Origin of the sequence: Gluconobacter cerevisiae (assembly GCF_015244675.1) — a bacterium.
Classification (GTDB): domain Bacteria; phylum Pseudomonadota; class Alphaproteobacteria; order Acetobacterales; family Acetobacteraceae; genus Gluconobacter; species Gluconobacter cerevisiae.
The window spans coordinates 255,763-279,150 of the sequence record NZ_JABCQO010000001.1 but is presented as its reverse complement, the minus strand read 5'-3'; the positions used below and the strand labels follow the sequence as shown (position 1 = coordinate 279,150).

The following is a 23,388-nucleotide window of genomic DNA, read 5'->3' as shown; positions in this document are numbered from 1 at the left end:
AGGCATGTTTTTCCGTATTCTGCATCTTGCCTGCGGTCTGATGATAGTTCTTCTCGGCGTTAAGATTTACGCGATTGCGGGCGATCTTATGGGCGACACGGATAGCACGTCGTCTGCTCTGGCCACTGCTGCCATGGCTCAACCTCAACCTGTCGCCCCTCAACAGGTTCAGCCGCCTAACCCTGTTGAGGTCACGACATCACCGACTGGAACGATTGCGAAGGCCAATGATCTGTGTGCCAAAGGGGGATGTAAGGGGGAAGCACCCGCAAATCAGCCTTTTTTGGCCCAGCCTGCGGATCCCGCGCTCGCGGATCAACTCGCCGCACGCGAAAAAGAGCTGGATCGTAGGGATGCAGCTCTGAACGATCGTCAGCGTCTTGTTGATGCTGCGGAAGAAGAACTCCAGCGCCGCATGACTGCGCTGGAAAATTCCCGGACTGCCCTTGAGAGCAGCGAGCAGCACACGGACCAGTTGCGGAATGATGACGCAGACCGGCTCGTTAAGATCTATCAGGCGATGCGGCCGGAGGATGCTGCCGCGATCTTCAATATTCTGGACCTGCGTGTCGGCGTGGCATTGCTCAACAGAATGAACCCACGCAAGGCTTCAGCCATCATGGAAGCGATGTCGCCTCAACGTGCCATTCTCGCGACGCAGCTTCTTGCGAATTCCCATGCACGTCCCACTGCCCGAATTGGCGGTAACGGATGAAAAAGGTGATTCTGGCCGCAGTTCTGGGCTTCTCTTCGCTTGGAGCATCTGTTGCCGCGCCGATCAGAGCGACCAGTGTAAAATCCGGACCAGAGAAAGGCCATGTCGGTTCTGCAACAGATGACAAGCTGCTACCGGCGGGATGGTTGTTTCTGAACGATCCTGCACCTCTTTTCCCCCACCCGGAAAAAGCTGTACAGGAAAAACGGATTTCGACCGGTTCCGCTCCGATGTCCGAAACTCGGCCTCAGATTGTCAATGCGCCTCCCGCAGCCTCCATGCAGGCCCCCGACGCAACCGGGCTCTGGCTGCCGCTTGGGGAGTTGACGCCTGTCGTAGCTTTTCGGAACGGTCAGAATATCGTCCTCGTAGCGGCCGGACGACATGTTCTTGATACGGCAGGCCTATCTGGTGTTGGGCCTTTCACATCAGTCTCCAGCAGACTTCTCCCTGATGTAACGGTTATCACCATTGGAGTGTCTGATGATCGCGATCCGGTTCTGCGGCCGGTTGGGGCCGGTTGGACGGTTTCGATTGCTCCTGATGTGAAGCCTCAGGCCGATATGCTTCTGGGGCAGGACGGAAACGCATTGACGTTCACCTCGCCTGTTCAGGACGGGGTGCCTCAGGTCGTGGCATTGGATGACCCGGCCTCGGGGCGGAGGCTTCTGCTGGGAATGACGCGATCAGGGCGTATCGAACAGCCCATGCGCCGTCAGGGAAGTGGGTTTGCGGTTCGGAGCAGCCTGATAGGTGTGGTGGTTGCTGCTGATTCTGATGACATCGAACTGCGCCAGACGGCAGGAAAACTGGTGCTGGATACGATGGGTCCGGGCAGTTTTCCCTTGATGGCGTCCAACCGGCTTCAGCCCTACGGCTCGTCTCTAAGTGGTGTCAGTTTGGGGGCAGGGACGCCAGAAGAACTGCGCGAGGCCCTGAGACGAAGTGTGAATGCCGCAGCTCTGGCTCCATCTGCCGATCGGTTTGAGGCGCGTATGCGGGTTGCGCAGGCAGCGGCTCGTGCAGGGAATGGGCCGCTGCTGGGGGAAGTTATGCAGGTGGCGTTGCAGGACTGGCCAGAAGGGGCGGAAAAACCTGAAACGCGCCGACTGCAACAGATCTCGGCGGTGCTTAACCAGCGCGCAGTTGCTTTTTATCTGGCCGAAGATGGGGGAAGTACGCCTGAAGATCAGCTCTGGCGTGGGATGATGCGGATGGCCATGCCCTTTGCCAGCCGGGCTGGGCAGCTTGCGGCAGGGGCGGCGGAAAGCGATCCTGCTCATACGGCTGACTTGATTGCGACGGGCCTGCCTGTTCTTCAGGCATATGCGGCTCCTCTGCGAGACCGTCTCCTGCCGTCTGCAACTCAATGGGTTGCGCGTTATGGTAATGAAAACGCGACGAAAATCCTTGAGCAGTTGCCAGAGGGGCCACAAGTGACCCTGGCGAAAGCACTTCTGGCGGCGCGTCGGAATGCGCCGGACGCAGAGGGGAAGCTGAAAGCACTGTCGCATGAAACGTCGCCGCTGGTTTGGCCGGTGGCGAGGGAAGCGCTTCTTCGGCAGGCGTTGGATAAGAAAACTCTGTCACCGCAGGCTGTTGCCGATCAGGTTGATGGCATCCTGCCGGCGCTGCGGATTGCGGGTCGGGAAAAGGATGCCCGACTTTTGCAGATTGAGGCGCTGATGAACGGGGGCAATCTTGCAAGGGCTGCGTCAGCGATTCAGGAATGGGATCGGCTTTATCCTGACGATATAGCCAAAGTGGAATCGCAGAAGACGGATATTATCCGGCGGATGGCCCAGGCTCCCTCTTCAGGTGGGAGGCAGAATATGGATGAAGTCGCGTTTCTGAAGGATGCGCTGACCGTAGCGTCGGAAGATGCACCGTTACAGCGGGATATTCTCGATGGTTTGGCGCGTCGTTATGAGGCTATGGGGCTGCCGGATCAGGAACGGGACGCGCTGCGAAAGCTTGCGGACATCCAGAGTGGGGCGCAGGGCATGGCTGTTCGGATCCGGCTGGCAAAGCTGGAACTCGATATGGGAGATACCAAGGCGGCGAAGCAGGATCTTTCGGCATTCGCTGAAGGCTCCCCTGATGCCGCACTGGCCCTGCCGGGAGGGAGCAGCAGTCAGTCCGTGGAAGTCGCGCTTCTGCGTGCGCAGATTGCACTTGCCGATCATCGTGCGGACGAGGCGGCGGGAGAGCTTGCGACCATCCGGGATCCGCGGGCCTGGACACTGCGGGCCCAGATTGCTGAAAAAGCCGGGGAATGGTCGCGGGCGATAGAGGCGCTGACGCCAATGCTGGATGCTTTGCCAGGGAATGGAGAGGCGGCCAAGGTGCCACTCTCTCCGGACCAGCAGGCTCTCATTCTTCGGATTGGTGGAGATGCATCAAGGGCGCAGGATCAGCAGACGCTCAGAAATCTGCAGACCCGGTTTGGCTCGTCGATGAAAGGGACAGCTTCTGAAGGTGTTTTCAGTCTGTTGACGGGGAGCAAGGATGTCGCCGCGACGCCACCCGTCTCGGCGGGTGGTTAATGCCCATTTGGAGGAGGGCTGACGGGACGATGTCCTTCGAGGAAAACCCTGATGCCGTAAGCCATGAATTCCTCGAGTTTTTCTTTTGAACGGCTTGGTTTGCAGTGTGTGAGGCGTCCCAGCGTGGGGCCGCCGAGGGTCATGCCGAAAAGGAGGTCCGAGGCTTCTGTAATGTCGGGAATATCCAACTTGCCCGCTGCGGACTGAATGGTCATCCAGTGCTGGATTGGCAGAACACGCCCCGAAAGCTGGAACAAATCTGCGACGAGTTGCCGCACTGCGGGATTGCGGCTCGTTTCTGTAATGACGGAGCGCAGAAGGCTCAGACGTTCATCACAGAACATGCAGGCAGCAATACTGGTCATCAGGCCCAGAAGCTGTTTTTCCATGGAGTCCGTGGGCACCGGCGTGTAGTTTATAGGAGCGAACAGCCGCTCGAGGATCAGCGTCTCGAACAGAACCTGTTTGGAGTCGAAAAACTGATAGAGAGTCTTTTTGGACATTCCCGAGCAGGACGCGATGCTGTCCATCGACGCGGCATGATAACCATGCGTGATCAGGACCGAGCTGGCTGCGTCGAGAATCCGGTTACGTCTTTCCGCTTCGTCGAGCTGTGCTGGGCGGCCACAGCAGGACTGTTTCCGGTCTTCGGACTGGCTGCTCGACTGACTGGGCAAGATGAACTCCGATATTATTTCGCAGACCGAATTGACGTCTGTCAAAGAAACCCGCTAGTTTCCGTTCTCGTGGGAAACTAGCGGGTTTCTGTATCACAGGATAGCGGCCGTATCATGCCTTCTTTTCAGAAAATCTCTTTGAATTGTTCTGCCGCCCTGTCTCCGGTCGGTTCGTGGGGTGGGAGGGGCAGTTTTCTGGTGCCACTTCTGGCCCTCCCGTTGCTGGTGGCAGGATGCCAGAAGAAAACACCCTCTCCCCAGATGCCGCCGCAGCCTGTTGATGTGGTCACACTGAAGACGCAGCCAGTCACGCTTGAGACGTCCCTGCCGGGGCGGACGGATGCCTATGAACAGGCGCAGATCCGCCCGCAGGTGAATGGTGTGATTGTCTCGCGTGATTTCGAGCAGGGTGCGGACGTCAAGGCTGGGCAACAGCTTTTCCAGATCTATATTGCGCCGTATCAGGCCGCTTACGATCAGGCGAAAGCACAGCTTCTGAACGCACAGGCTGTGGCAGCACGGGCGAACGGGCAGCTCAAGCGGTATCGTCCGCTGGTGGCGGCTCATGCTGTGAGTTCGCAGGATTTTGACAATACGCTGGCAACGGCGCGTGAGGCTGAGGCACAGGTAGCGCAGGCGAAGGCCGCGCTGGAAGCGGCAGCCGTCAATCTGAATTACACCCATGTTCGTGCGCCCATCAGCGGTCGCATTGGCCGTACGCTCTATACAGCCGGTGCGCTTCTGACGGCAGGGCAGACCCAGCCGGTTGCGGTTGTGACGCGGCTGGACCCGATTTACGTAGACGTCAATCTGGCAGCCACCGACATGCTGCGTCTGAAGCGTGAGCTGGCGGATGGGCAGCTTGAACGGAACGGTACGGATGCGGCAGCGGTTGGCCTGAAGCTGGAAGACAACTCCGAATATCCGATGCGCGGCAAGCTCCAGCTTTCCGAAGTCACGGTGGACCCGGCGACTGGAACGCTCGTCATGCGGGCCGTCTTCCCGAACCCCGATCATCTGCTGCTGCCGGGCATGTTTGTGAATGCTCATATTGAGGAAGGCATTGATCCGCACGGTCTGCTGGTGCCGCAGGTTGCAGTTGCGCGGGATGCCAAGGGCAATCCCTTTGTCATGGTCGTGGACGGCGAAAACAAGGTCAGTCAGCGTTCCATTCAGGTTCTGCGAACGGTCGGCGAGTCCTGGCTGGTTTCGGATGGGCTGAAGGAAGGCGAGAAGGTAATCGTGAGCGGCCTGCAGAAAGTGCAGCCGGGGGCGAAGGTGACCCCTCATGAAGCGCCTCCCGCAGCTCCTGCCGGAAAGGCGGAGTAACCCCGCATGTCATTGTCCCGCTTTTTCATTGACCGACCCATCTTTGCGTGGGTGATCGGTCTGATCATCATGCTCGTCGGTGCCGTGGCGATCATGCGCATGCCGATCGCGCAGTATCCAAATATCGCACCACCGCAGATCGCCATTTCCGTCATGTATCCGGGCGCATCGGCCGAGACGGTGAACAACACGGTTGTTCGTCCGATCCTTCAGCAGATGTATGGTCTGGACCATCTTGAATACCTGTCGGCCTCGTCGTATGCGAGCGGACAGATGGAGATCGACCTGACGTTCGAGCAGGGCACGAATCCTGACATCGCGCAGGTTCAGGTCCAGAACAAGCTTCAGTTGGCCCAGCCGCGTCTGCCGGCGGAAGTGACGGCGCAGGGTCTGAGCATCACGAAGGCTACCAAGAACTTCATGATGGTCGTGGCCTTCATTTCCGAAGACGGCAGCATGTCCGGTCAGGACATCTCGGACTATGTTGCGTCCAATATTTCCGACCCGCTGTCCCGTGTTTCGGGTGTGGGCGATCATACGCTGTTCGGTTCCGAATACGCGATGCGCGTCTGGCTCGACCCGTCCAAGCTGTATAATTTCGGTCTGACGGTCGGGGATGTCCAATCCGCCATTCAGGCGCAGAACATTCAGGTTTCGTCGGGTGAGCTTGGCGGTCTGCCAGCCAAAAAGGGCATCGGGTTTGATGCCACGATCATCGGTCCGACACGTCTGAGTACGCCTGACCAGTTCAAGGAAATTCTGCTCAAGGTACAGCAGGATGGCAGTCAGGTGCGTCTGAAGGATGTGGCGCGGGTTGAGCTTGGGGCGCAGAGCTATGCGCTGGGCTCGTCTTACAACAACCATCCTGCGGCTGCGATGGCGCTCAAACTGGCGCCGGGCGCAAACCAGCTCAGGACCGAGGCTGCCGTCCGTTCGCGTCTGAACGAACTGAGCCGCTATTTTCCGCAGGGTCTGAAGCTCGTGTATCCGCTGGATACCGAGCCGTTCATTACGCTTTCCATCCATGAAGTGGTTGAGACGCTGATCGAGGCGATTGTCCTCGTGTTCATCGTCATGCTGATCTTCCTCCAGAACTTCCGGGCGACGCTGATCCCGACGATTGCGGTGCCGGTGGTGCTGCTGGGAACGTTCGGGCTGATGTCCATCATGGGCTACAGCATCAACACGCTGACCATGCTGGCCATGGTGCTGGCCGTTGGTCTGCTGGTCGATGACGCGATCGTGGTGGTCGAGAACGTCGAACGTGTGATGACGGACAAGGGGCTGTCTCCCAAGGAAGCGGCCCGCGTCTCCATGGACGAGATTTCGGGCGCGCTTGTGGGCATCGTGCTGGTGCTGACGGCGGTGTTCCTGCCGATGGCGGCCTTTGGCGGCTCGACGGGTGTGATCTATCGCCAGTTCTCCATCACGATCGTCGCGGCCATGTGGCTGTCGGTCCTGGTGGCGATGGTTATGACTCCGGCCCTCTGTGCATCCATGCTCAAGCCGACGCACAAGGGGCATGATCGTGGGCCCGCGGCCTGGTTCAACCGGACGTTCGATCGCATGACGAACGGCTATATCGGTGGCGTGAAGTGGCTGATCCGTGTGCCGGTCGTCAGCATGATCGGGTTCGCCCTGCTGACCGCGCTTGTCGGGTTCCTGTTCATGCGCGTGCCGGGCGGGTTCCTGCCCGACGAGGATCAGGGGATCATCTTCGGACAGGTCACGATGCGCAACGGGGCGACCGAAGCGCAGACGGCGGCCGTCAACCGCAAGATCACCGACTACGTTCTCAAAACCTACGGTCCGTATGTTGAATCCGTCTTCACCATGACGGGCTTCAGCTTCGCGGGGCAGGGGCAGAGTGCGGGTGCATTCTTCATCCGTATGAAACCCTGGGACAAGCGTCCGGGCTCTGCGCACACGACCATGACCGTGTCGCGCGAGATCATGATGCATTTCTGGATGGACCCGGAAGCGCAGATCTTTGCCGTCAATCCGCCTGCCGTGATGGAACTGGGCAATGCGACCGGCTTCGATCTTGAACTGGAAGATACCGGGCATCTGGGCCATGAAGCCCTGCTGGCCGCGCGAAACCAGATCCTGAGTGAAGCAGCAAAGAACCCGCTTCTGATGGCTGTTCGTCCCTTGGGTATGGACGACGCGCCGCAGTTCAAGCTCGATATTGATCGTGAACGCGCCAATGCTTTCGGTCTGACGAATGCGGATATCAACACGACGATCGAAGGGGCGCTGGGCTCCATCTACGTCAACCAGTTCATGCGCAATGATCGTGTCAAGCAGGTCTATATCCAGGGTGAAGACTGGGCGCGCATGACGCCGGAGGATCTGAACCGCTGGTATGTCCGCAATGCGATGGGGACGATGGTGCCGTTCAATGCCTTCGCCTCCGGGCACTGGGTTAACGGGCCGCAGAAGGTCGAGGACTATAACGGTCTGAACTCCTACGAAATCCAAGGCCAGCCGGCCGTGGGCGCAAGTTCGGGTCAGGCCATGACGGAAATGGAGAAGCTTCTGGCCAAGCTGCCGCGCGGCATTGGTTATGAGTGGACGGGTCTGTCGTTCGAGCAGCTTGCGTCGGGTGGATCGACCGGACCGCTTTATGCTCTGGCCGTCGTGGTCATCATGTTCTGTCTGGCGGCGCTTTATGAGAGCTGGGCGATTCCGTTTGCGGTGCTGCTCGTGCTTCCGCTCGGTGTGCTGGGTGCCATCGCATCGACGCTGGGGCGTGGGCTGGCCAACGATGTCTATTTCCAGGTTGGACTGCTTACGACGGTTGGTCTGTCGGTGAAGAACGCGATCCTGATCGTAGAATTCGCCAAGGCCTTCTTCGAAAACGGCGAATCTCTGGAAGACTCGGTTCTGGAAGCCGGGCGTGAGCGTCTGCGTCCGATCCTCATGACGTCCATCGCCTTCGTCTGCGGCGTGTTTCCGCTGGCGATCGCAACCGGCGCCGGGTCTGCGGCGCGTGTGGCGATCGGCACGTGTGTCGTGGGCGGTATGCTGTCGGCAACACTGCTGGCGGTCTATTTCGTACCGGTCTTCTTCGTGGTGGTGCTGCGTCTGTTCCGGGTCAGCCGGATCAAGGACCGCAAGGACCCGTATGCCCATCTGGACAACAAGGCGGCACCCGTCGTCGAAGGGGAGCACGGCGCATGAAGGCCCGTCTCGGACTGACTTCCGGATTTGCCGGAATGCTGATGCTCTCAGCCTGTAACATGGCGCCGGTTTACCACCGGCCCACGCAGGCCATCCAGAACAGCTATCCCGCAGATACGGCATCCAAGAACACGCACGCAGTTCAGGCTGCATCCAACCTCGGGTGGGAGGATTTCTTCACTGATCCGCGGTTGAAAGCGCTCGTAACACTGGCCTTGAAAAACAACCGTGACATCGCGGCGCAGCTTGATGCTGTGGGCGTGGCGCGCGGTCAGTATGAGATCCAGAATGCGTCGCTGTTCCCGATCATCTCGGCCGGCGGGCAGGGGATGTTCATGGCGCCATCCGACACGGCAGGTTTCTCGTTTGCGCCTGGCGTTGGCGAGCATATCTCGACCCTGCGTCTGTATCAGACGTCGATCGGGTTCTCGTCTTACGAAATCGATCTCTGGGGTCGCATCCGCAACCTGACGCGTCAGCAGAAGGAAACGGTGCTGAACAACGTCGAGAACGCGCGGAACGTTCTCATCACGACGGTCTCGCAGATCGGGACGACGTACATCCAGTGGCTGGCTGATCGCGAGCAGCTTAGGGTGACGCGTGCCACGTTGACGTCAGAACGCGATACACTGCGTCTGACACAGCTTTCCTATGACAATGGCGAAACGGATGCGCTGACACTGGCGCAGGTCAAGACGCAGGTCGAGCAGGCCTCCGCCAATGAGGCGCAATATATGCGTGCTCTGGCGGATGACGAGCATGCGCTTCAGCTTCTCGTCGGCTCGCCGTTGCCGTCGACTTTGCCGGAACCGGCTCCTTTCGGGTCGCAGACCATGATCACGGATCTGCCGGAGGGCCTTCCTTCGGATCTGCTGGAGCAGCGGCCGGACGTCCGTGCGGCAGAGCATACTCTGCTGGGGGCCAATGCAAATGTGGGTGCAGCGCGCGCGGCGTTCTTCCCCCGCTTTACGCTGACGGCTTCGGAGGGCACCAGTTCGCTTCAGTTCCGCAAGCTGTTCACACCGGGTGCTGAAACCTGGAGCATCTCCCCGTCCATCAGCGTTCCGCTGCTGACATGGGGGCAGAGCGAAGGGAACCTGATGATGGCCAAGGCGCAGTCCCGTCAGAATGCGGCACAGTATGAAAAGACCGTACAGTCGGCGTTCCGTGAAGTTTCGGATGCGTTGACGGCACGGGAAACCTACACGACCCAGCAGCGACACATGGACGAGCTGGTGGCGCAGTCGCAGCAGGCGTTCGATCTGGCCAACATGCGCTATAAGGCGGGCATCGACAGCTATCTGACGACCCTGACGCAGCAGCGCACCCTCTATCAGGCCCAGCAGAACGACATCATGGTCAAGGCCGCGCGGTTCCAGAATATTGTGACATTGTATCGCGCGCTCGGTGGTGGGTGGAGCCAGAAGACGGTTTCGCCTAAGGTGCCCGCACAAACGCACTGACCGGAGAGCATCATGCGCAGGTTGATTGTTCCAGTACTGGCCGTTCTTGCTGTTTCAGGCGCGGCTCTTGGTACGGCCGTGGCGCAGGATGCGGATGATGGCCCCAAGAAGCCAAACATGCACGACCTGTATCACAACTCGTCGCTGCCCAAGAGCCATGCCGATTTCAGCCGCTATCGGTATCGCCCGCCCGGGGACAAGGTGATCGAGCAGCCGGATGCTTTCCGGCTGCTGTTCCAGACGAAGGATGGTCAGCCGGACGGCTATGCCGAACGGCGGGGAACATCGGTTTTTTACTATGATCGTTACGGCAAGCTGCGTCAGATCCAGCCTCTGCCGGAGGATGAACCGGTCGACTGAATGCTCTCTTGATAAAAACCGCTCTGAACATTCAGGGCGGTTTTTTTTATGGTGATTCAGGGTTGATGGCTGGATGCGGCCCCGGCAGAAATTTCGGGTTTCCAGAGCCGGTACCCGTTTGCCGCCAGCACAACAAAACCGGCATAAAGCACCGCTGTCGGATAAAGGCCGCGGCTGATGAATAAAGCGACATAGGCGCTGTCCACCACGATCCATAAGAGCCAGGTTTCGCGATAGCGCATGGTGTCCCAGTACTGGGCGAGAATGCTGTAGGCCGTGAGGGTGGCGTCCGTGATGGGGGTGGGATCGTTGGTGAAGCGGGCAAGGACGAACGCCCAGATAGCACTTCCCGTCGCGCCGCAGAGCAGCCCTTTCAGAAGCATGGGGCGTGTCGGACGGCGGACGTGGATGCGGCCATCCGGTTTCGCCATCTGGCGCCAGTGCTGCCAGCCGTAGATGACATACAGACAGAATGCGATCTGAAGCCCGGCATCGGCGTAAAGCCGGGCCTGAAGGAAGATCCATGAATACAGTCCTGCCGCGGCCAGAGACACGGGCCAGCAGATCATGCTGCGCCGCGATGTCAGCCAGACGGCAAGGGCGCTGAGGACGGCGCCCAGAATTTCGATCAGGGACATGGTGCTGTCTGGAGATTATGCGTCAGCCAGTGCAGGAACTGCTGCCCTGTGGGAGACGAGAACCAGTGGGCATGGCCCAGCAGATAGTCCGTATAGGCGGCTTTCACTCCGGCTCTGTCATGGACCAGTGTCTCGTAATAGGCGACTTCGGACAGGGCATATTCGACGTGAACGAGCGGCAGGAAAAGGGGCACCAGACGGCGTTCTTCCCTCGAAAGGGCGTAGTGTGTCAGATAGCCGGACAAGAAGGCTTCGAGGCGGTCAAGACTGACAGGGCAGTCGTTTTCGGGTTCCAGCCATGCGATGGCGGTGCGCTCGATGGCGACAGCGAGATCGTAGGCGGCGCAGGCGCGGTCCGACATGCCGAAATCAAGAATGCCGCAGACCTGCGCTTCCGGTCCGGTGCTGTCCCAGAACAGGTTTGACGGGTGCCAGTCGCCATGTCCCCAGCGCGGCTTAATTGTGCCGAGATGCGGTTTCAGTCGTTCATGGAAGGGCAGGAGAGCCTGCGGAATATCGGTGCGCCAAGGATGATGGGTCAAGGCTTCGGCCAGTCCGGCCTGATGTGGAATCCAGCGGTCCAGCCCAGTCATCAGGTCGGAAGATGTGATGACCTCGAATGTGGAGAGAAGCGGGCGGCGTGAGGGGCGCGCAGGGGCGTCGAAGCTTCTGGAAGCCGCGTGAAGCTGGCCCAGATGCTGGCCGCCGGAAAAGGCGTGTCGGGCGTTGTGGAACGGTTCCCAGGACTGCACGGTCTCGTACAGATCATGGCCGGGCATGATGGAAAAGACTTCGTAGGCCGATCCGTTGAGATCGAGTGCGGCATCCCCGCTTTTGGTGCACCATGTCTGGCCGACCGGAACACCCTGCGCTGCCAGATGTGTGATGAAGCGGTGTTCTTCCGCAAGCGCTGCCGCATCGCGCAGGCAATGGTCGTGGCGTTTGAGGAAAACGCGGCTTCCATCCTCCAGCAAAACGACGCCCGTGGAGGAAAAGGGCCGTCGTCCGTGCCAGATGACCTGCCGCGCGGGAGAAGGAAGCGGAAAACGGGATAGGACATCGCGGGCTTCGGCGTCCGACAGGGCAGGCCAGTCCCGTCTGCTTTCGGGACCATTGACGCCGAACTGTCCGGAAGCCTCTGCCATGCTCAGAACCCCGTCGAAGCGGTGAACAGGGCCGCAAACCCGCCACCGATGAAGTAGCTCGGGGCACTTCCGGCGATGGTAGTGCCATACACGCCGGTTGTGTCTTTCGCATTCATGGTCGGGCTCGCCACGCCGGAAAGGTAGTGTTCGTTCGTGATGTTGATGAAGTTCATCCGCAGGGTCGGCTGATGCAGATGGATATGGTCCGAAAAGCGGTAGCCGATGGCGAGATCGCCAGTCGTATGATCCGAGACGCGCTCGTCATTCGTGAAGGTCGCATACTGGTGGCCAGTGTAATGCAGTGTGGCGACGCCGAAGATGTGTCCGTCATCATAGCTCAGCCCGGCTGCGGCCTGAAGGGTCGGGCTGCGGACAGCGATGCGGCCACGGGTGCGCAACAGGTCGCCGCCTGACATCAGGTCATTGTCGATCGTGGCATGCAGGTACTCGCCCGAGACATAGGGACTGAAATGATGCCAGGGACGCAGGCCGATTTCTACGTCCACCCCGCGTGAGGTCTGGCCACCCGCGTTCATCGTCGTGCTGACAATGGAGCCATTCTGGACTGCCTGCGTGGAAATCTGGCGGTTGGTGAAATTGTAGTTGAACAGTGTCAGGCTGCCGATGATCCAGCGTCCCGTGCGGCGATATCCCAGTTCTTCGGAAATGGAATATTCGTTCCGGACGTCGGCCGATCCGGTTCCGTACATTTCGCCCGAAGAGGGGTCATAGGTGTTGTACAGCGCACTCTGGGCCGGAGCACGGAAGTTGGTCGTGGCGTTGAAGAAGATCTGGTTTTCCGCATCAATACGCCAGCGCACGCCAAGGCGGGGCAGGGGCTCCATGCTGTTGGAGCCGACATGATACTGCGGGCCCGGCATGCTGTTCGTGCCATCGCGGCTCATCATAACGGCCTTGAAGCCAAGGTCGATGGCCAGATGGTCATGCAGCAGGGACATGTGATCGCCGACGAACAGCGCGTTCGTCTGGGAAATGGTGTGAAAACTGCCGCCCAGAAGGCGCTCGCCGTTGGACAGGCGGATCACGTCGCGGCCATTCTGCGCCCAGATATCGGGGGCATAGCCATTGGTCTGAACTGCCGTGAAGGGCTGTTGTTCGTTGTCGTCACCGTAATCGTACCAGTACCCGAGGACGAAATCGTTCCAGCCCGTTTTGTAGTGCAACGCGCTGGTAAAGCCCGAACGGTAGCTGCGCTGGGTGTAATCCGCGCGGACCACACCCACGCCGTCCTGCGCGCCGGGGAGGTTCAGCGTGTCGGGCAAAGCCTGCGTGCCTTGGTAAAGTCCGGTTTCGGACAGCGTACTCCCACCGGGCCAGTTGCCATAGGCAAGCTGTGCATAGGGTGTGACGTCGAGAGTCAGATGGTCGGTTAGCGTTAGATGAACCGGCGCTCCGCCGTAAAGCGTGCGCTCTCCGTCCCGCCACAGACGCCAGTAATTCGCCCCGTTTTCCGGATTGCTGCTGTCGTAATGGGCCAGACGATTATTCTGGCCTCTGATGCCGTCCGACTTCCATGTGCCCATGGTAGGCTCGGGGTACCAGCTTGTGATGGTTGTGTTGAAAGTGCCGATGAGGCTGGCGCGGTTGCCCTGCCCCCATTCCTTGAGGAATTTGAAATCGACATGCTGCTTTTCGTCGCGTCCTGGTCCGCGCCAGTTGTCGGTTGCGCCGTGGGAGTAGGAGACGAAGCCGCGGATGCCGGTATGGGCGATGTCGCCGGTGTCGAGGCGGATGAATTCGCGGTTGGTGTTGTAGGAGCCGTAGGACACGCTGGCGTCGCCGCCCGCTTTTTTGGCCGGATCGCGGAATGTCAGGTTCATCAGGCCCCCGGCAGCGTTCAGGACCGGGCTGTCCAGATCGGCTGATCCCTGCGACAGGGCGATTTCCTGATAGTTCTCACTGTCTGCGAACTGGCTGGGCGTGCCGGAATAGGCGGCGACGTCGTTCAGCGGCATGCCTTCGAGCACATAACCGATGGCGCTGTTATCGAGCCCGCGGACGGTGATGTTCGTGTTGGGAGAAAATCCCATCGGATCGGACGAGGACACATTGGCGCCGGGCAGCATGGATGCGAGCTGAAAGGCCGTTGCCATGGGAGCCTGTTTGGAAATGAAATCCTGACTGACCGTACTGACGGATTTCACGCCGTCCTGCGGATGGATCAGCCCGCCTCCCGGCTGGTTGCCGGGCGCGCTGTCCGCAAGTCGATGAACGATAATATGCTCGGCGGTATTTTCGGGCGGGGCAGGGTGTTGTGCATTTGCGGCTGAAGGGGTGGCCACTGTGTGATGGGCTTTCGGTCTGCTCGTGTCAGCAGCGTGGGCGACAGACAGACAGACTGTTGTGCTGATTAGGGCGGGGAGAATGCCATGATACCGCAGGCGGGACGCAGCAGAGTCTCCGGGGTGTCTGTGGGCCATGATGGAAAACGCCTCGCCTGCAAGCAATGGGAATTCAGCGCTGACAGGAAAGGTTCAAGCTGCTGGCTGGCGGGTTCGTGAGACTGTATCCGGCAGGCAGCGACCACCATCCCTCCGCCAGTGTGAACTGGATCAGGTTCAATGGGTCACTGCGCCTTATGACGGACTTGCGCCATACCAGCAGAATCTCAGCCCTTTGCCAGGGCTCCCCACGGTGAAGTGTCAGAAATCCTCCGGGGGCAGAAAATTGTCAATATGAGCAGATTCTCTACGTGCAGTGCAGCTAGAATGTTGCAAACAATTTCGAGAGCATTCTTCATGCTTTATTAACAACGACATGTATAGTTTTCAGAAAAGCTCACGCCAGATTCTGAAGATAACGTGAGACCCAAGGTCAATGAAGGCGATCATGTTAAACTGGATTGAGAAAACCGCCTACGTCCGTCAGAAAATCAAGGTACTGTTTGCGCTTCTTGTCATGATTGTCATGGTACAATTCGTGATTGAGCAGTTTTGCGAGCATCTGTTCATTCATTATCGGCATGAACAGATGTTATCCCAGTGTCTGGGACTGCTGGTTCAGGTTGCGCTGACACTCCTGATTGGACGGTTCGCCATTCATGTGATTGCCGTACCGTTCGAGCAGATTACGGCGGCGACCGAAAAAGTTGCGAGCGGTGCCCTCAATATCACCATTCCGTGCCTTCACCACCGCGACTGTGCGGGACGGCTGGCGCGGTCCCTTCAGATGTTCCGGGAAAACAGCCAGAAGCAGTTGACGCTTCAGGAAAACTCGGCGGAAGAAGCGCGGGACGCGGTGCAGATCCAGAAGGAACTGTCCGGTCGTAGTGAGCGGATCCGCCGCGTGCAGGACGAGACAATCAGAACCATCTGCGCGGGACTGGAGATCGTGAAGGAAGGGGACCTGACCTTTACGTTTCGTGACGGTTTTCAGGACCGGTTTGAGGAATTCAGGCAGAACTTCAACACGCTGATCCAGATTTATAGAACGGCGATTGCCAAGATTTCCGATGCGACTTCCGTCATCGCCAATGGAACCTCTGAGATCGCGTCGGCCTCGACGGAACTGAGCGAGCGGACGGAGCGTCAGGCCATGACTTTGGCGCAGTCCGCCGCCTCTATTAACAGTATTACCCAGACGGTTGGGGAAACAGCGCGTTCTGCTGTGAGGGCGCGCGAAACAGCTCTTGAAACGCGGGGACAGACCGTCGTGGTGTCGGGCATCATGCATTCCGCCAACCGCGCTATGGGCGAGATCCGAACCTCCTCGCGGCAGGTCGAGAGCATTCTGGGCCTGATTGAGGAAATCGCGTTCCAGACCAATCTTCTGTCGCTGAATGCCGGGATCGAAGCGGCCCGCGCGGGAGAGGCCGGTCAGGGTTTCGACGTCGTGGCGAAGGAAATCCGGGCGCTTGCGCAGCGCTCGGCCAAATCGGCGCAGGATATCCGCAACATCATCACCTCTTCGGGCCGACAGGTGGAGGAAGGTGTCCAGCTTGTGGGGGATGCAGACCGCTCGATGAAGGTCATCAGCGAACATGTGGACGGGATTACGTCCCTGCTTGAAGACATTTCCCGCTCCACGACGGGGGAGGCAGAAAGCCTTGAGACGATCAACAAGGCCATCAATGAAATGGACCAGATGACGCAGCGCAATGCCGCGATGGTGGAGGAGGTTAATGTGGCCTGTCGAAATCTGAGCAACGAGGCGAAGGATCTTTTCGCCGAATTGTCCAAATTTCGTTTCAGTCCCGCACAATCCTTGGGCAGGCGAACGCGGTCCATGCCCCGCGAACTGGTTCCGGCAGCTTTCTAAGGCTTTTCAGGAAAGTGAAAGACGCATTTTCCTGACATGTCTCGACATCGGGGGCGATATTCCCGACACTGATGTCCATGTTTGTCCGTTCGCTCTTTCTTTCTGCGCTGAATGACAGGGCCTGCTTATGATGGGCGGGGCCTTCCGGTCTCTGGGGCGGCGGAATTACCGTGTCTGGGCTATGGGGGCGCTGGTTTCGAATGTCGGAACCTGGATGCAGATGACGACGCAGGACTGGCTGGTCCTGACAGAATTGACACGACATGATGCAACAGCTGTCGGGATTGTTACAGCGCTTCAGCTTGCACCGCCGCTTCTGCTGATTTTCTGGACCGGAAAAATCGCTGACAGGGTGGAGAAGCATCGCTTTCTGCTTCTGACCCAGGCCGCTCTTGGCACGCTGGCAATCGCGCTCGGAGCTTTGGTGGTGACGGGGATGGTCCGGCTTTGGGAGGTGGATCTGTTCGCCTTCTTGAGCGGGTGTGTGGCGGCGTTCGACAGTCCTGTCCGGCAGATTTTTGCGGGTGAACTCGTCGGTGAGGAAGACCTGCCGAATGCTGTGGCACTCAATTCCGTGTCCTACAATGCAGGCCGCATGATCGGGCCCGCGGTGGCGGGATTTTGTATTGCGGAGTTGGGCTCGGGATGGTCGTTCATCCTTAACGGTTTTTCGTTTTACGGTGTGCTGCTATCTCTCCTGTCCCTGCGGACGCAGGATCTGCACCGCCTTTCGGCTCGAAAACCTGAAAACGCGCATCAGGAAAAGCAGGATCTGCTGTCGGGCCTGCGGTATGTCTGGAAGCGCGATGATCTGCGGACCATCCTGTTCATGCTGTTTCTGCTCGGGGCCTTCGGGTTGAATTTCCCGATTTATATTTCGACCATGGCCGTCAGCGTCTTTCATGTCGGCGCGCATGGTTATGGGGTGCTCAATTCTGCCATGGCGGTCGGGACGATTACGGGTGCGTTGATTGCTGCCAGCCGCAAAACTATGAAATTTTCAGCTTTGCCGCAGGGAGCGATTGTTTTCAGTCTGGCCTGTCTGTTGGGCGCGTTCGCTCCGGGATACTGGGCTTTTGCGGTCACGCTGGTTATGGCGGGGATGGCCACTCTGACATTTACGGCGGTGAGTAACAGCTACATGCAGCTTGCGACCGATCCGGGCATGCGGGGGCGGGTGGTGTCGATCCGTTTTGCGGTTTTTGCGGGGTCCTCGCCACTGGGGGCACCGCTGGTGGGGATGGTGGCCAACTCGCTTGGCCCGCGCTGGGCACTGGGCGTGGGGTCTTTGTCAGGGATTCTGGCGGCAGGGGTGGCGCTGCTTTATCTGCACCGTACGCAGACGGAGAAAGAGACGTTGTCCTGATGAAGCGCAGGAACCGAATTGTGACTGGGTTGCGCGTCGGTGCGGTGCTTCCCGGCCTGTTTCTGCTCTGGATGGGATTCGTGGCGTTTCGGGGTGTGTCGGCTATTCCGAAGCAGTCTGAAATGGCGGTCGTTTTCGGAACGGCGGTGACTGCGAAGGGGCAGCCGCGTCCGGCGTTGCAGGAACGGTTGCAGGAAGGGCTGCGGCTGTGGCGTGCCGGGCTTGTGCGAACGGTGGTGGTGAGCGGCGCGATCGAAAGCGGCAATCGTCGCGATGAAGCCCGGATCATGGCGAACTGGCTGATGGATCGGGGCGTACCGGAAGCCGCCATCATTGTGGATTCACACGGGAACAACACCTGGCTGACGGCCCTGCATGTTGCTCGCCTGCATCCGCAGGGCGCGGTTGTGGTCACGCAGTGGTTTCATGTTCTGCGGGCGGAATGGGCGCTCGAACGGGCGGGCGTGTCGCCGGTTTCGGGTGCGGCGCCATTCCGGTTTCGGCCTGCGGAACTCTGGTATCTGTTTCGCGATTCCGTGGCGCTTCCGGTTTATGTTCTGACGAAAACGCCGCCCGGCTGACTCAGTAGGGAACGCCGATCTGCTCAATGGCTGTGGCGAGAGAGGGCGCCAGCGGCATCATGGGGGCCAGTGTGGACTGATAGGCGTGATACAGATCGCCCTTGCCCTTGTAGATCGTTTCGGTGGGTTCGCCTTCGGGGCTGACTTCGTTGAACCAGCTTCCGAAATCCCGGTCGATCAGGGTCGTGTCGATATAGTCCCAGATCGTGCGGTACCAGTGCTCGTAATGGGGATTGCCGGTCCGCTTGTAGAGGTTGATGGCGGCCGTCAGCGCTTCGGCCTGGGCCCAATGGATGCGGGTGCGGTTGTGAGGGGTGTGCTCCCAGTTGATCGTGTAGAGCATTCCCGGCCGACCATCTGCGTTCCAGCCGGTATTCATCCCCGTTTCGAACAGCGCCTGTGCGTCATGCAGCATCCATTCCGGCGCCTTCAGACCATGACGGAGCAGGGCGGCTTCAAGCTTTAGGGTCAGATGTGCCCATTCCACGAAGTGCCCCGGCGTCATGCCATAGGGGCGCAGGTCGTCGTTGGGTTTGTTGCTGTGATAATCGCGCATGAGAGTCCAGTCGCGATCGAAATGCTCCGGCATGGCGAAGCCTTGCCCCGCGGCCAGTTCATGCACAAAACGGGTGACGATGCGTCGGGCGCGATGTAGCCACTTCACGTCTCCGGTCACGTCCGCCAAGGCCATGAAGGCTTCGGTGGAGTGCATGTTGCTGTTTGCGCCGCGATAGTTTTCCTCATCCGACCAGTTCGGCGCGAAGCTCTCGCGCATGACACCTTCGTCCTCGTTCCAGAAATGGGTGTCGATCTGATGGGTGGCGTCTTTGAGCAGTTCGCCTGCGCCTTCCGCTCCGATCAGGACGGCGGAAGAGGCGGCAAGGGCAACGAAAGCATGGAGATAAGCCTGTTTGCGGTCATTGTCCTTGTCCGCAAAGTGCTGCCAGCCACCATGGGCGTCATCGCGAAAATGCGTGCGCAGGGCGTGAATGCCATGTTCGACAAGCGGAGCGCTCCCGGGCAGGCCCTGAAGCTCGGCCAGTGCATAGGCATGGACGCAGCGCGCGGTCAGGGTGGCTTCGGGTTTGGCATTTTCGGGAAGAGTGCCTTCCAGATCCAGTCCCGCAAAGCCTCCGTCCACGCATCCGCCTTTGCTGAAGTCCAGAAGGCGGCGGCCCTGCATTTCCAGCCAGGCCCGGTGTGAGGGGCGGCGGATCCAGCTATCGCGGCTGAGCAGGGTCGGTGAAAGGCGATCGGTCATGAGGCACTCCGGGCAGGTCGGCGGATCTGGGCATCAGGACGTTTCAGACACGCCGGGGTTCCAAAACGGCGGACACGCAGACATGAACCTCACGAAGATGCGCACGGATGCGGATGTGGCTTGCGTCGCGCGATGGGTTTGCCGATACATGACAGTATGACTGAGCGTTCTTCGATCATTGTCGCCCCCAGCCTTCTGGCTGCTGACTTTTCCCGCCTCGGGGAAGAGATCGCCTCCATCGCGCGTGCGCCGTGGCTCCATCTCGATGTGATGGACGGGCATTTCGTGCCGAACATCTCGTTTGGCCCTCCGGTGATTACAGCACTACGCAAGCATACGGATGCGAAATTCGACGTGCATTTGATGATCGATCCGGTGGACCCGTATCTGGAAGCGACGGCAAAAGCCGGTGCCGACCATATCACGGTGCATGTCGAGAACGCGCCCCATCTGCACCGTTCGCTCCAGACCATCCGCGCGCTGGGCTGCCGTCCGGGTGTGGCGATCTGCCCGGCGACGCCTGCGGTGGCGTTGTCGGAAGTCATGGATCTGGTGGACATCATCCTTGTTATGACCGTCAATCCTGGCTTCGGCGGGCAGAGCTTCCTCGATAGCCAGCTTGCCAAGATCAGGACGCTGGCGGAGATGATCCGCAAGAGTGGTCGTGAGATTATTCTTGCTGTGGATGGCGGGATCGACCCGCAGACCGCGCCCCGCGTTGTTGAAGCCGGTGCGACGATGCTTGTAGCAGGTTCGGCGATTTTCGGGAAAGAGGATCGGGACGCGGCGATCCGGGCGCTTGAAGGGCCGTTCGTGGAACAGATGCCCGGATGACAGGCAGTCCCTGGCTTCGCGGTCTCCGTCTTTCTTTTGCGCGCCTTCCTTTCGGGGCACCTGCTCCTGAAGGACCGATGCATGCGTTCCGTGATCCCTGGAAAGGGGATGCGGAGCAGGGCGCACGCCTGATCGGTGGGCATTTTCGTTTCGACCGGCACGATTATGTTTTGCCCAGTGGCAACTGGGAGCGTGGCCCCTGGCCAGAACCCGCGCGGGAGTGGCTGCACGGATTCGGCTGGCTGCGCGATCTGCGGACCCTCGGGAGCGACAGGGCACGTCTGACCGCGCGCGGACTCGTCAGTGACTGGCTGGCACATCCGCCAACCGATCCCCTGATCCGCGATGCCTGTGTGACGGGTTCGCGTCTGGCCTCATGGCTTTCGAACCACGAGTTCTGTCTGGCGTCTGCCGATCCGCGACTTCAGCAGCGTCTGATGGAACGGATGCTGGTGGAGGGCCGGACCATTGCGGCTCTTCTGCCGCTGCCACCGCAGGGCGCGCGCGGATTGATGGCGTTTCGTGGGCTTCTGGCCGCGGCGATGGCGATGCCCGAGCAGACGGGATTCATGTCACGCTTTCTGCGCTATCTTCCGGCGGAGTTGGAGCGCCTTGTTCTCGCGGATGGGACCGTGATTGAGCGCAGCCCCGAGGCGCAGTTTCTGGTGGCGCGTGAGCTGGCGGAAATGTCCGTCATGTTTCGCACGGCCCATGCGAGTGTGCCGCCGTTCATCGACCGGGCTCTGGACAAGGTCTGTCCTGTTCTGCGAGCCATGCGGCACGGGGACGGGGGGCTTGCGGTCTTCAACGGATCGAACGAGCGGCATAGTGCGGCGGTGGAGGATGTTCTGGCGCAAGGATCGCGTCAGAAGCTGATCGCGCCTGCCATGCCGCAGGGTCGCTTCACGCGACTGGCGCTCGGGAAATCGCTGCTGATTGTCGATAGCGGACCACCTGCTCCGGCTGGGTTTGATACAACCGCCCATGCCGGAACGCTGTCTTTTGAGTTTTCGCATCAGCGACACCGTCTGTTCGTCAATTGCGGCAGTGCCGTGATCGGAGCATGGCGGGATGCCATGCGGAGCAGTGCTGCCCATACGGTTCTCGTGGCGGATGGCCTGTCTTCGGCGGATTTCGGACCTGATGGCGGCATGACGCGCCGTCCGGTCACTGTTTCCTGCGATCACCAGACGGATGGAAACGCGCACTGGCTGGATCTGTCGCATGACGGCTATCACGCCCCGCTGGGAGCGAAATGGACGCGGCGTCTGTATTTCGGCGCTGATGGCGAGGATCTGCGGGGGCAGGAACTGATCGACGGCGAACGCAACATCGACTTCGCCATCCGTTTTCACATCCACCCGGATGTGACAGTGACGCAGGACGACGAGGACATTATCCTTCAGGTCGGCGGGACGATCTGGCGTTTCAGGCAGCGCGACGGCGTCGTCCGTCTGGAAAACGACGTGTATCTGGGGCGTGGAAAACGCGAAATCTGCCGCCAGATCATCATCACGCCGCAGCCCGTTGCGGAGGTTGTGGCTCCGCCTGACGGCGAAAGCGCTCCCGAGCCTGAAAAACCCGCAGCGCAGAAGCCGGTCAAACGGACCCATCAGAGCGTGACATGGTTGCTCGAACGCATTCCGGAATAAGCCGTCTCGTGTTCAGGATGCCGACGTGAAGATCCTCGAAATCACGAATGTGGATTTTGCGCTCAGGCAGTTTTTACTGCCGCTGATGCGGGAATTGCGTGAGGCCGGGCATGATGTTCAGGGAGCCTGCGCGGAAGGGAGCCATCTGGACGCCGTGCGGGCCGAGGGCTTTACGGTGCATGGCGTTCCGATGGCGCGATCGCTGTCGCCAGTGGCCCAGTATCGCGCTTTTGTCGCATTATTGCGCCTGATCCGGTGTGAAAAGCCGGATCTGGTGCATGGCCATATGCCCATCAGCGGTATTCTGGCGCGGTTTGCCGCACGGTTCTGTGGAGTACGGATCGTGGCCTATACCTGCCACGGCTTTCTGTTCAACCAGCCGGGATCAGGGCGACGCCGGATGCTGTCTCTTGTGCTGGAATGGGCAGCGGGACGCATGACGGATCTGTATATGACTGTCTCGCGCGAGGAAGCGCGAGATGCGCGTCGGCTGCATCTGAACCGTCATCCTATTGCGATTGGAAATGGCCGGGACCCGAAATGCTTTTATCCCGACCTCGCCGTCCGGGCCCGGATGCGCGAGGAACTTGGGGTTCCGCAGGATCGGCCGGTGGTTATCGTGGTGTCGCGTCTGGTGCGGCACAAAGGGCATCCCGAGTTGCTGCGGGCGATGGAAGATGTTCCGGATGCCGAACTCTGGGTCGTCGGCGAGCGTCTGGCCTCGGATCATGGGGCGGATCTGACAGCGCCTTTCGAACGCGCAGGGGAGCGTCTGGGACCGCGATTGCGGATGCTTGGATATCGGGAGGATGTGGCCGAACTTCTGATGGCGGCGGATATTTTCGCGCTGCCCAGCCATTTTGAAGGTCTGCCCATGTCAGTTATCGAAGCGATGCTGAGCGGGCTGCCGGTCGTGGCGACGGATGTTCGCGGACCCAGAGAGCAGGTTATAAACGGGACAACCGGGTTTCTGGTGCCGCCGGGCCTTTCCGCTCCGCTCGCCCGCGCCCTGTGTCTTCTGGTGCAGGATGTGGCGTTGAGAGACGTCATGGGCAAAGCCGCAAGACGGGTGGCGCTGGAGGCTTACGACGAACACCATATTCTCCGACATGTCGTTGCCCTGATGGAAAAGGCCGCATCCGGACATGCTGTCGGCGGAAAGAAGACCTGAGATTATTTTATTCTTCCGATTTGTTTGGATGAATACTTGAAAACAGTCTTTTTAAATCACGATAAGATTTTGGTATTACTATCAGGACTAAAATACTCTTGTTATGATAACTTTGATTCTCCCGTAAACTTGTCTTTTGTTTCTGCGTTGTTTTCATGAGACTGTGGCCACACATGTTGGTTGAAGACA

Annotated in this window: 17 protein-coding genes and 1 riboswitch; of the genes, 12 read left to right on the top strand and 5 right to left on the bottom strand. The window is 59.6% G+C overall.

Translation table 11 applies throughout. The features are described from left to right. Positions 1–4: 4 nt before the first annotated feature. Positions 5–715, top strand: coding sequence for a MotE family protein (locus HKD21_RS01165; RefSeq protein ID WP_194253837.1), 711 nt, complete (start codon positions 5–7; stop codon positions 713–715). Continuing rightward, a complete protein-coding gene (locus HKD21_RS01160; RefSeq protein WP_194253836.1) occupies positions 712–3,261 on the top strand; it encodes a tetratricopeptide repeat protein in 2,550 nt (849 codons plus the stop codon). Before HKD21_RS01165 ends, HKD21_RS01160 begins: the two co-directional genes overlap by 4 nt. On the opposite strand, the gene HKD21_RS01155 is transcribed toward HKD21_RS01160, so the two are convergent. Continuing rightward, positions 3,258–3,938, bottom strand: coding sequence for a TetR/AcrR family transcriptional regulator (locus tag HKD21_RS01155; RefSeq protein WP_228120706.1), 681 nt, complete (start codon positions 3,936–3,938; stop codon positions 3,258–3,260). The genes HKD21_RS01160 and HKD21_RS01155 overlap by 4 nt on opposite strands. Positions 3,939–4,052: 114 nt before the next feature. Between HKD21_RS01155 and HKD21_RS01150 the strand changes: the two genes are divergently transcribed. Genes HKD21_RS01150 through HKD21_RS01135 form a run of 4 tightly spaced genes read left to right on the top strand, consistent with a single transcriptional unit; the run spans position 4,053 to position 10,273 of the window. Then, the gene (locus tag HKD21_RS01150; RefSeq protein WP_194253834.1) at positions 4,053–5,267 is read left to right on the top strand and encodes an efflux RND transporter periplasmic adaptor subunit; all 1,215 of its coding nucleotides are present in this window, start codon (positions 4,053–4,055) and stop codon (positions 5,265–5,267) included. A gap of 6 nt (positions 5,268–5,273) precedes the next feature. Then, positions 5,274–8,450, top strand: coding sequence for an efflux RND transporter permease subunit (locus HKD21_RS01145; RefSeq protein ID WP_288144817.1), 3,177 nt, complete (start codon positions 5,274–5,276; stop codon positions 8,448–8,450). Then, positions 8,447–9,913, top strand: coding sequence for an efflux transporter outer membrane subunit (locus HKD21_RS01140; RefSeq protein ID WP_194253833.1), 1,467 nt, complete (start codon positions 8,447–8,449; stop codon positions 9,911–9,913). Before HKD21_RS01145 ends, HKD21_RS01140 begins: the two co-directional genes overlap by 4 nt. 12 nt (positions 9,914–9,925) lie before the next feature. Beyond that, the gene (locus tag HKD21_RS01135; RefSeq protein ID WP_194253832.1) at positions 9,926–10,273 is read left to right on the top strand and encodes a hypothetical protein; all 348 of its coding nucleotides are present in this window, start codon (positions 9,926–9,928) and stop codon (positions 10,271–10,273) included. A gap of 56 nt (positions 10,274–10,329) precedes the next feature. Here the strand turns inward: HKD21_RS01135 and pnuC are convergent, their stop codons facing one another. The 3 genes from pnuC to HKD21_RS01120 are packed head-to-tail and all read right to left on the bottom strand — an operon-like array spanning position 10,330 to position 14,497. Continuing rightward, positions 10,330–10,911: a nicotinamide riboside transporter PnuC gene (gene pnuC / locus HKD21_RS01130; protein ID WP_194253831.1), complete on the bottom strand. Its 582-nt coding sequence runs from the start codon at positions 10,909–10,911 to the stop codon at positions 10,330–10,332. Continuing rightward, on the bottom strand, positions 10,902–12,056 hold the full coding sequence (locus HKD21_RS01125; protein WP_194253830.1) for a phosphotransferase enzyme family protein: 1,155 nt from the start codon (positions 12,054–12,056) through the stop codon (positions 10,902–10,904). Before HKD21_RS01125 ends, pnuC begins: the two co-directional genes overlap by 10 nt. A 2-nt stretch (positions 12,057–12,058) precedes the next feature. Further along, complete coding sequence (locus HKD21_RS01120) at positions 12,059–14,497, bottom strand: TonB-dependent receptor (RefSeq protein ID WP_228120703.1); 2,439 nt, start codon at positions 14,495–14,497, stop codon at positions 12,059–12,061. Positions 14,498–14,589: 92 nt separating this feature from the next. After that, positions 14,590–14,719, bottom strand: a riboswitch (TPP riboswitch). 175 nt (positions 14,720–14,894) lie between these two features. Here HKD21_RS01120 and HKD21_RS01115 point away from each other — a divergent pair. The 3 genes from HKD21_RS01115 to HKD21_RS01105 all read left to right on the top strand — a co-directional run bounded on the left by HKD21_RS01115 (position 14,895) and on the right by HKD21_RS01105 (position 18,281). Next, positions 14,895–16,334 (top strand): methyl-accepting chemotaxis protein, encoded by a 1,440-nt coding sequence (locus tag HKD21_RS01115; RefSeq protein ID WP_228120701.1) that lies wholly within the window; start codon positions 14,895–14,897, stop codon positions 16,332–16,334. Between the two features lie 127 nt (positions 16,335–16,461). After that, entirely contained in the window at positions 16,462–17,700 is a 1,239-nt protein-coding gene (locus HKD21_RS01110) for an MFS transporter (RefSeq protein ID WP_194253829.1), read from the top strand. Further along, positions 17,700–18,281 carry a YdcF family protein gene (locus HKD21_RS01105; RefSeq protein ID WP_194253828.1) on the top strand — a complete coding sequence of 194 codons (582 nt, stop codon included), beginning with the start codon at positions 17,700–17,702 and terminating at the stop codon, positions 18,279–18,281. Before HKD21_RS01110 ends, HKD21_RS01105 begins: the two co-directional genes overlap by 1 nt. Before the next feature lies 1 nt (position 18,282). On the opposite strand, the gene HKD21_RS01100 is transcribed toward HKD21_RS01105, so the two are convergent. Then, on the bottom strand, positions 18,283–19,542 hold the full coding sequence (locus tag HKD21_RS01100) for an AGE family epimerase/isomerase (protein ID WP_194253827.1): 1,260 nt from the start codon (positions 19,540–19,542) through the stop codon (positions 18,283–18,285). Positions 19,543–19,698: 156 nt separating this feature from the next. On the opposite strand from HKD21_RS01100, the gene rpe reads away from it, so the two are divergent. The 3 genes from rpe to HKD21_RS01085 are packed head-to-tail and all read left to right on the top strand — an operon-like array spanning position 19,699 to position 23,199. Continuing rightward, positions 19,699–20,376, top strand: coding sequence for a ribulose-phosphate 3-epimerase (rpe, locus tag HKD21_RS01095; RefSeq protein WP_194253826.1), 678 nt, complete (start codon positions 19,699–19,701; stop codon positions 20,374–20,376). Next, the gene (locus HKD21_RS01090) at positions 20,373–22,028 is read left to right on the top strand and encodes a heparinase II/III family protein (protein WP_194253825.1); all 1,656 of its coding nucleotides are present in this window, start codon (positions 20,373–20,375) and stop codon (positions 22,026–22,028) included. The genes rpe and HKD21_RS01090 overlap by 4 nt, the downstream gene beginning before the upstream one ends. 25 nt (positions 22,029–22,053) lie before the next feature. Beyond that, the gene (locus HKD21_RS01085; RefSeq protein WP_194253824.1) at positions 22,054–23,199 is read left to right on the top strand and encodes a glycosyltransferase family 4 protein; all 1,146 of its coding nucleotides are present in this window, start codon (positions 22,054–22,056) and stop codon (positions 23,197–23,199) included. Positions 23,200–23,388: the final 189 nt, after the last annotated feature.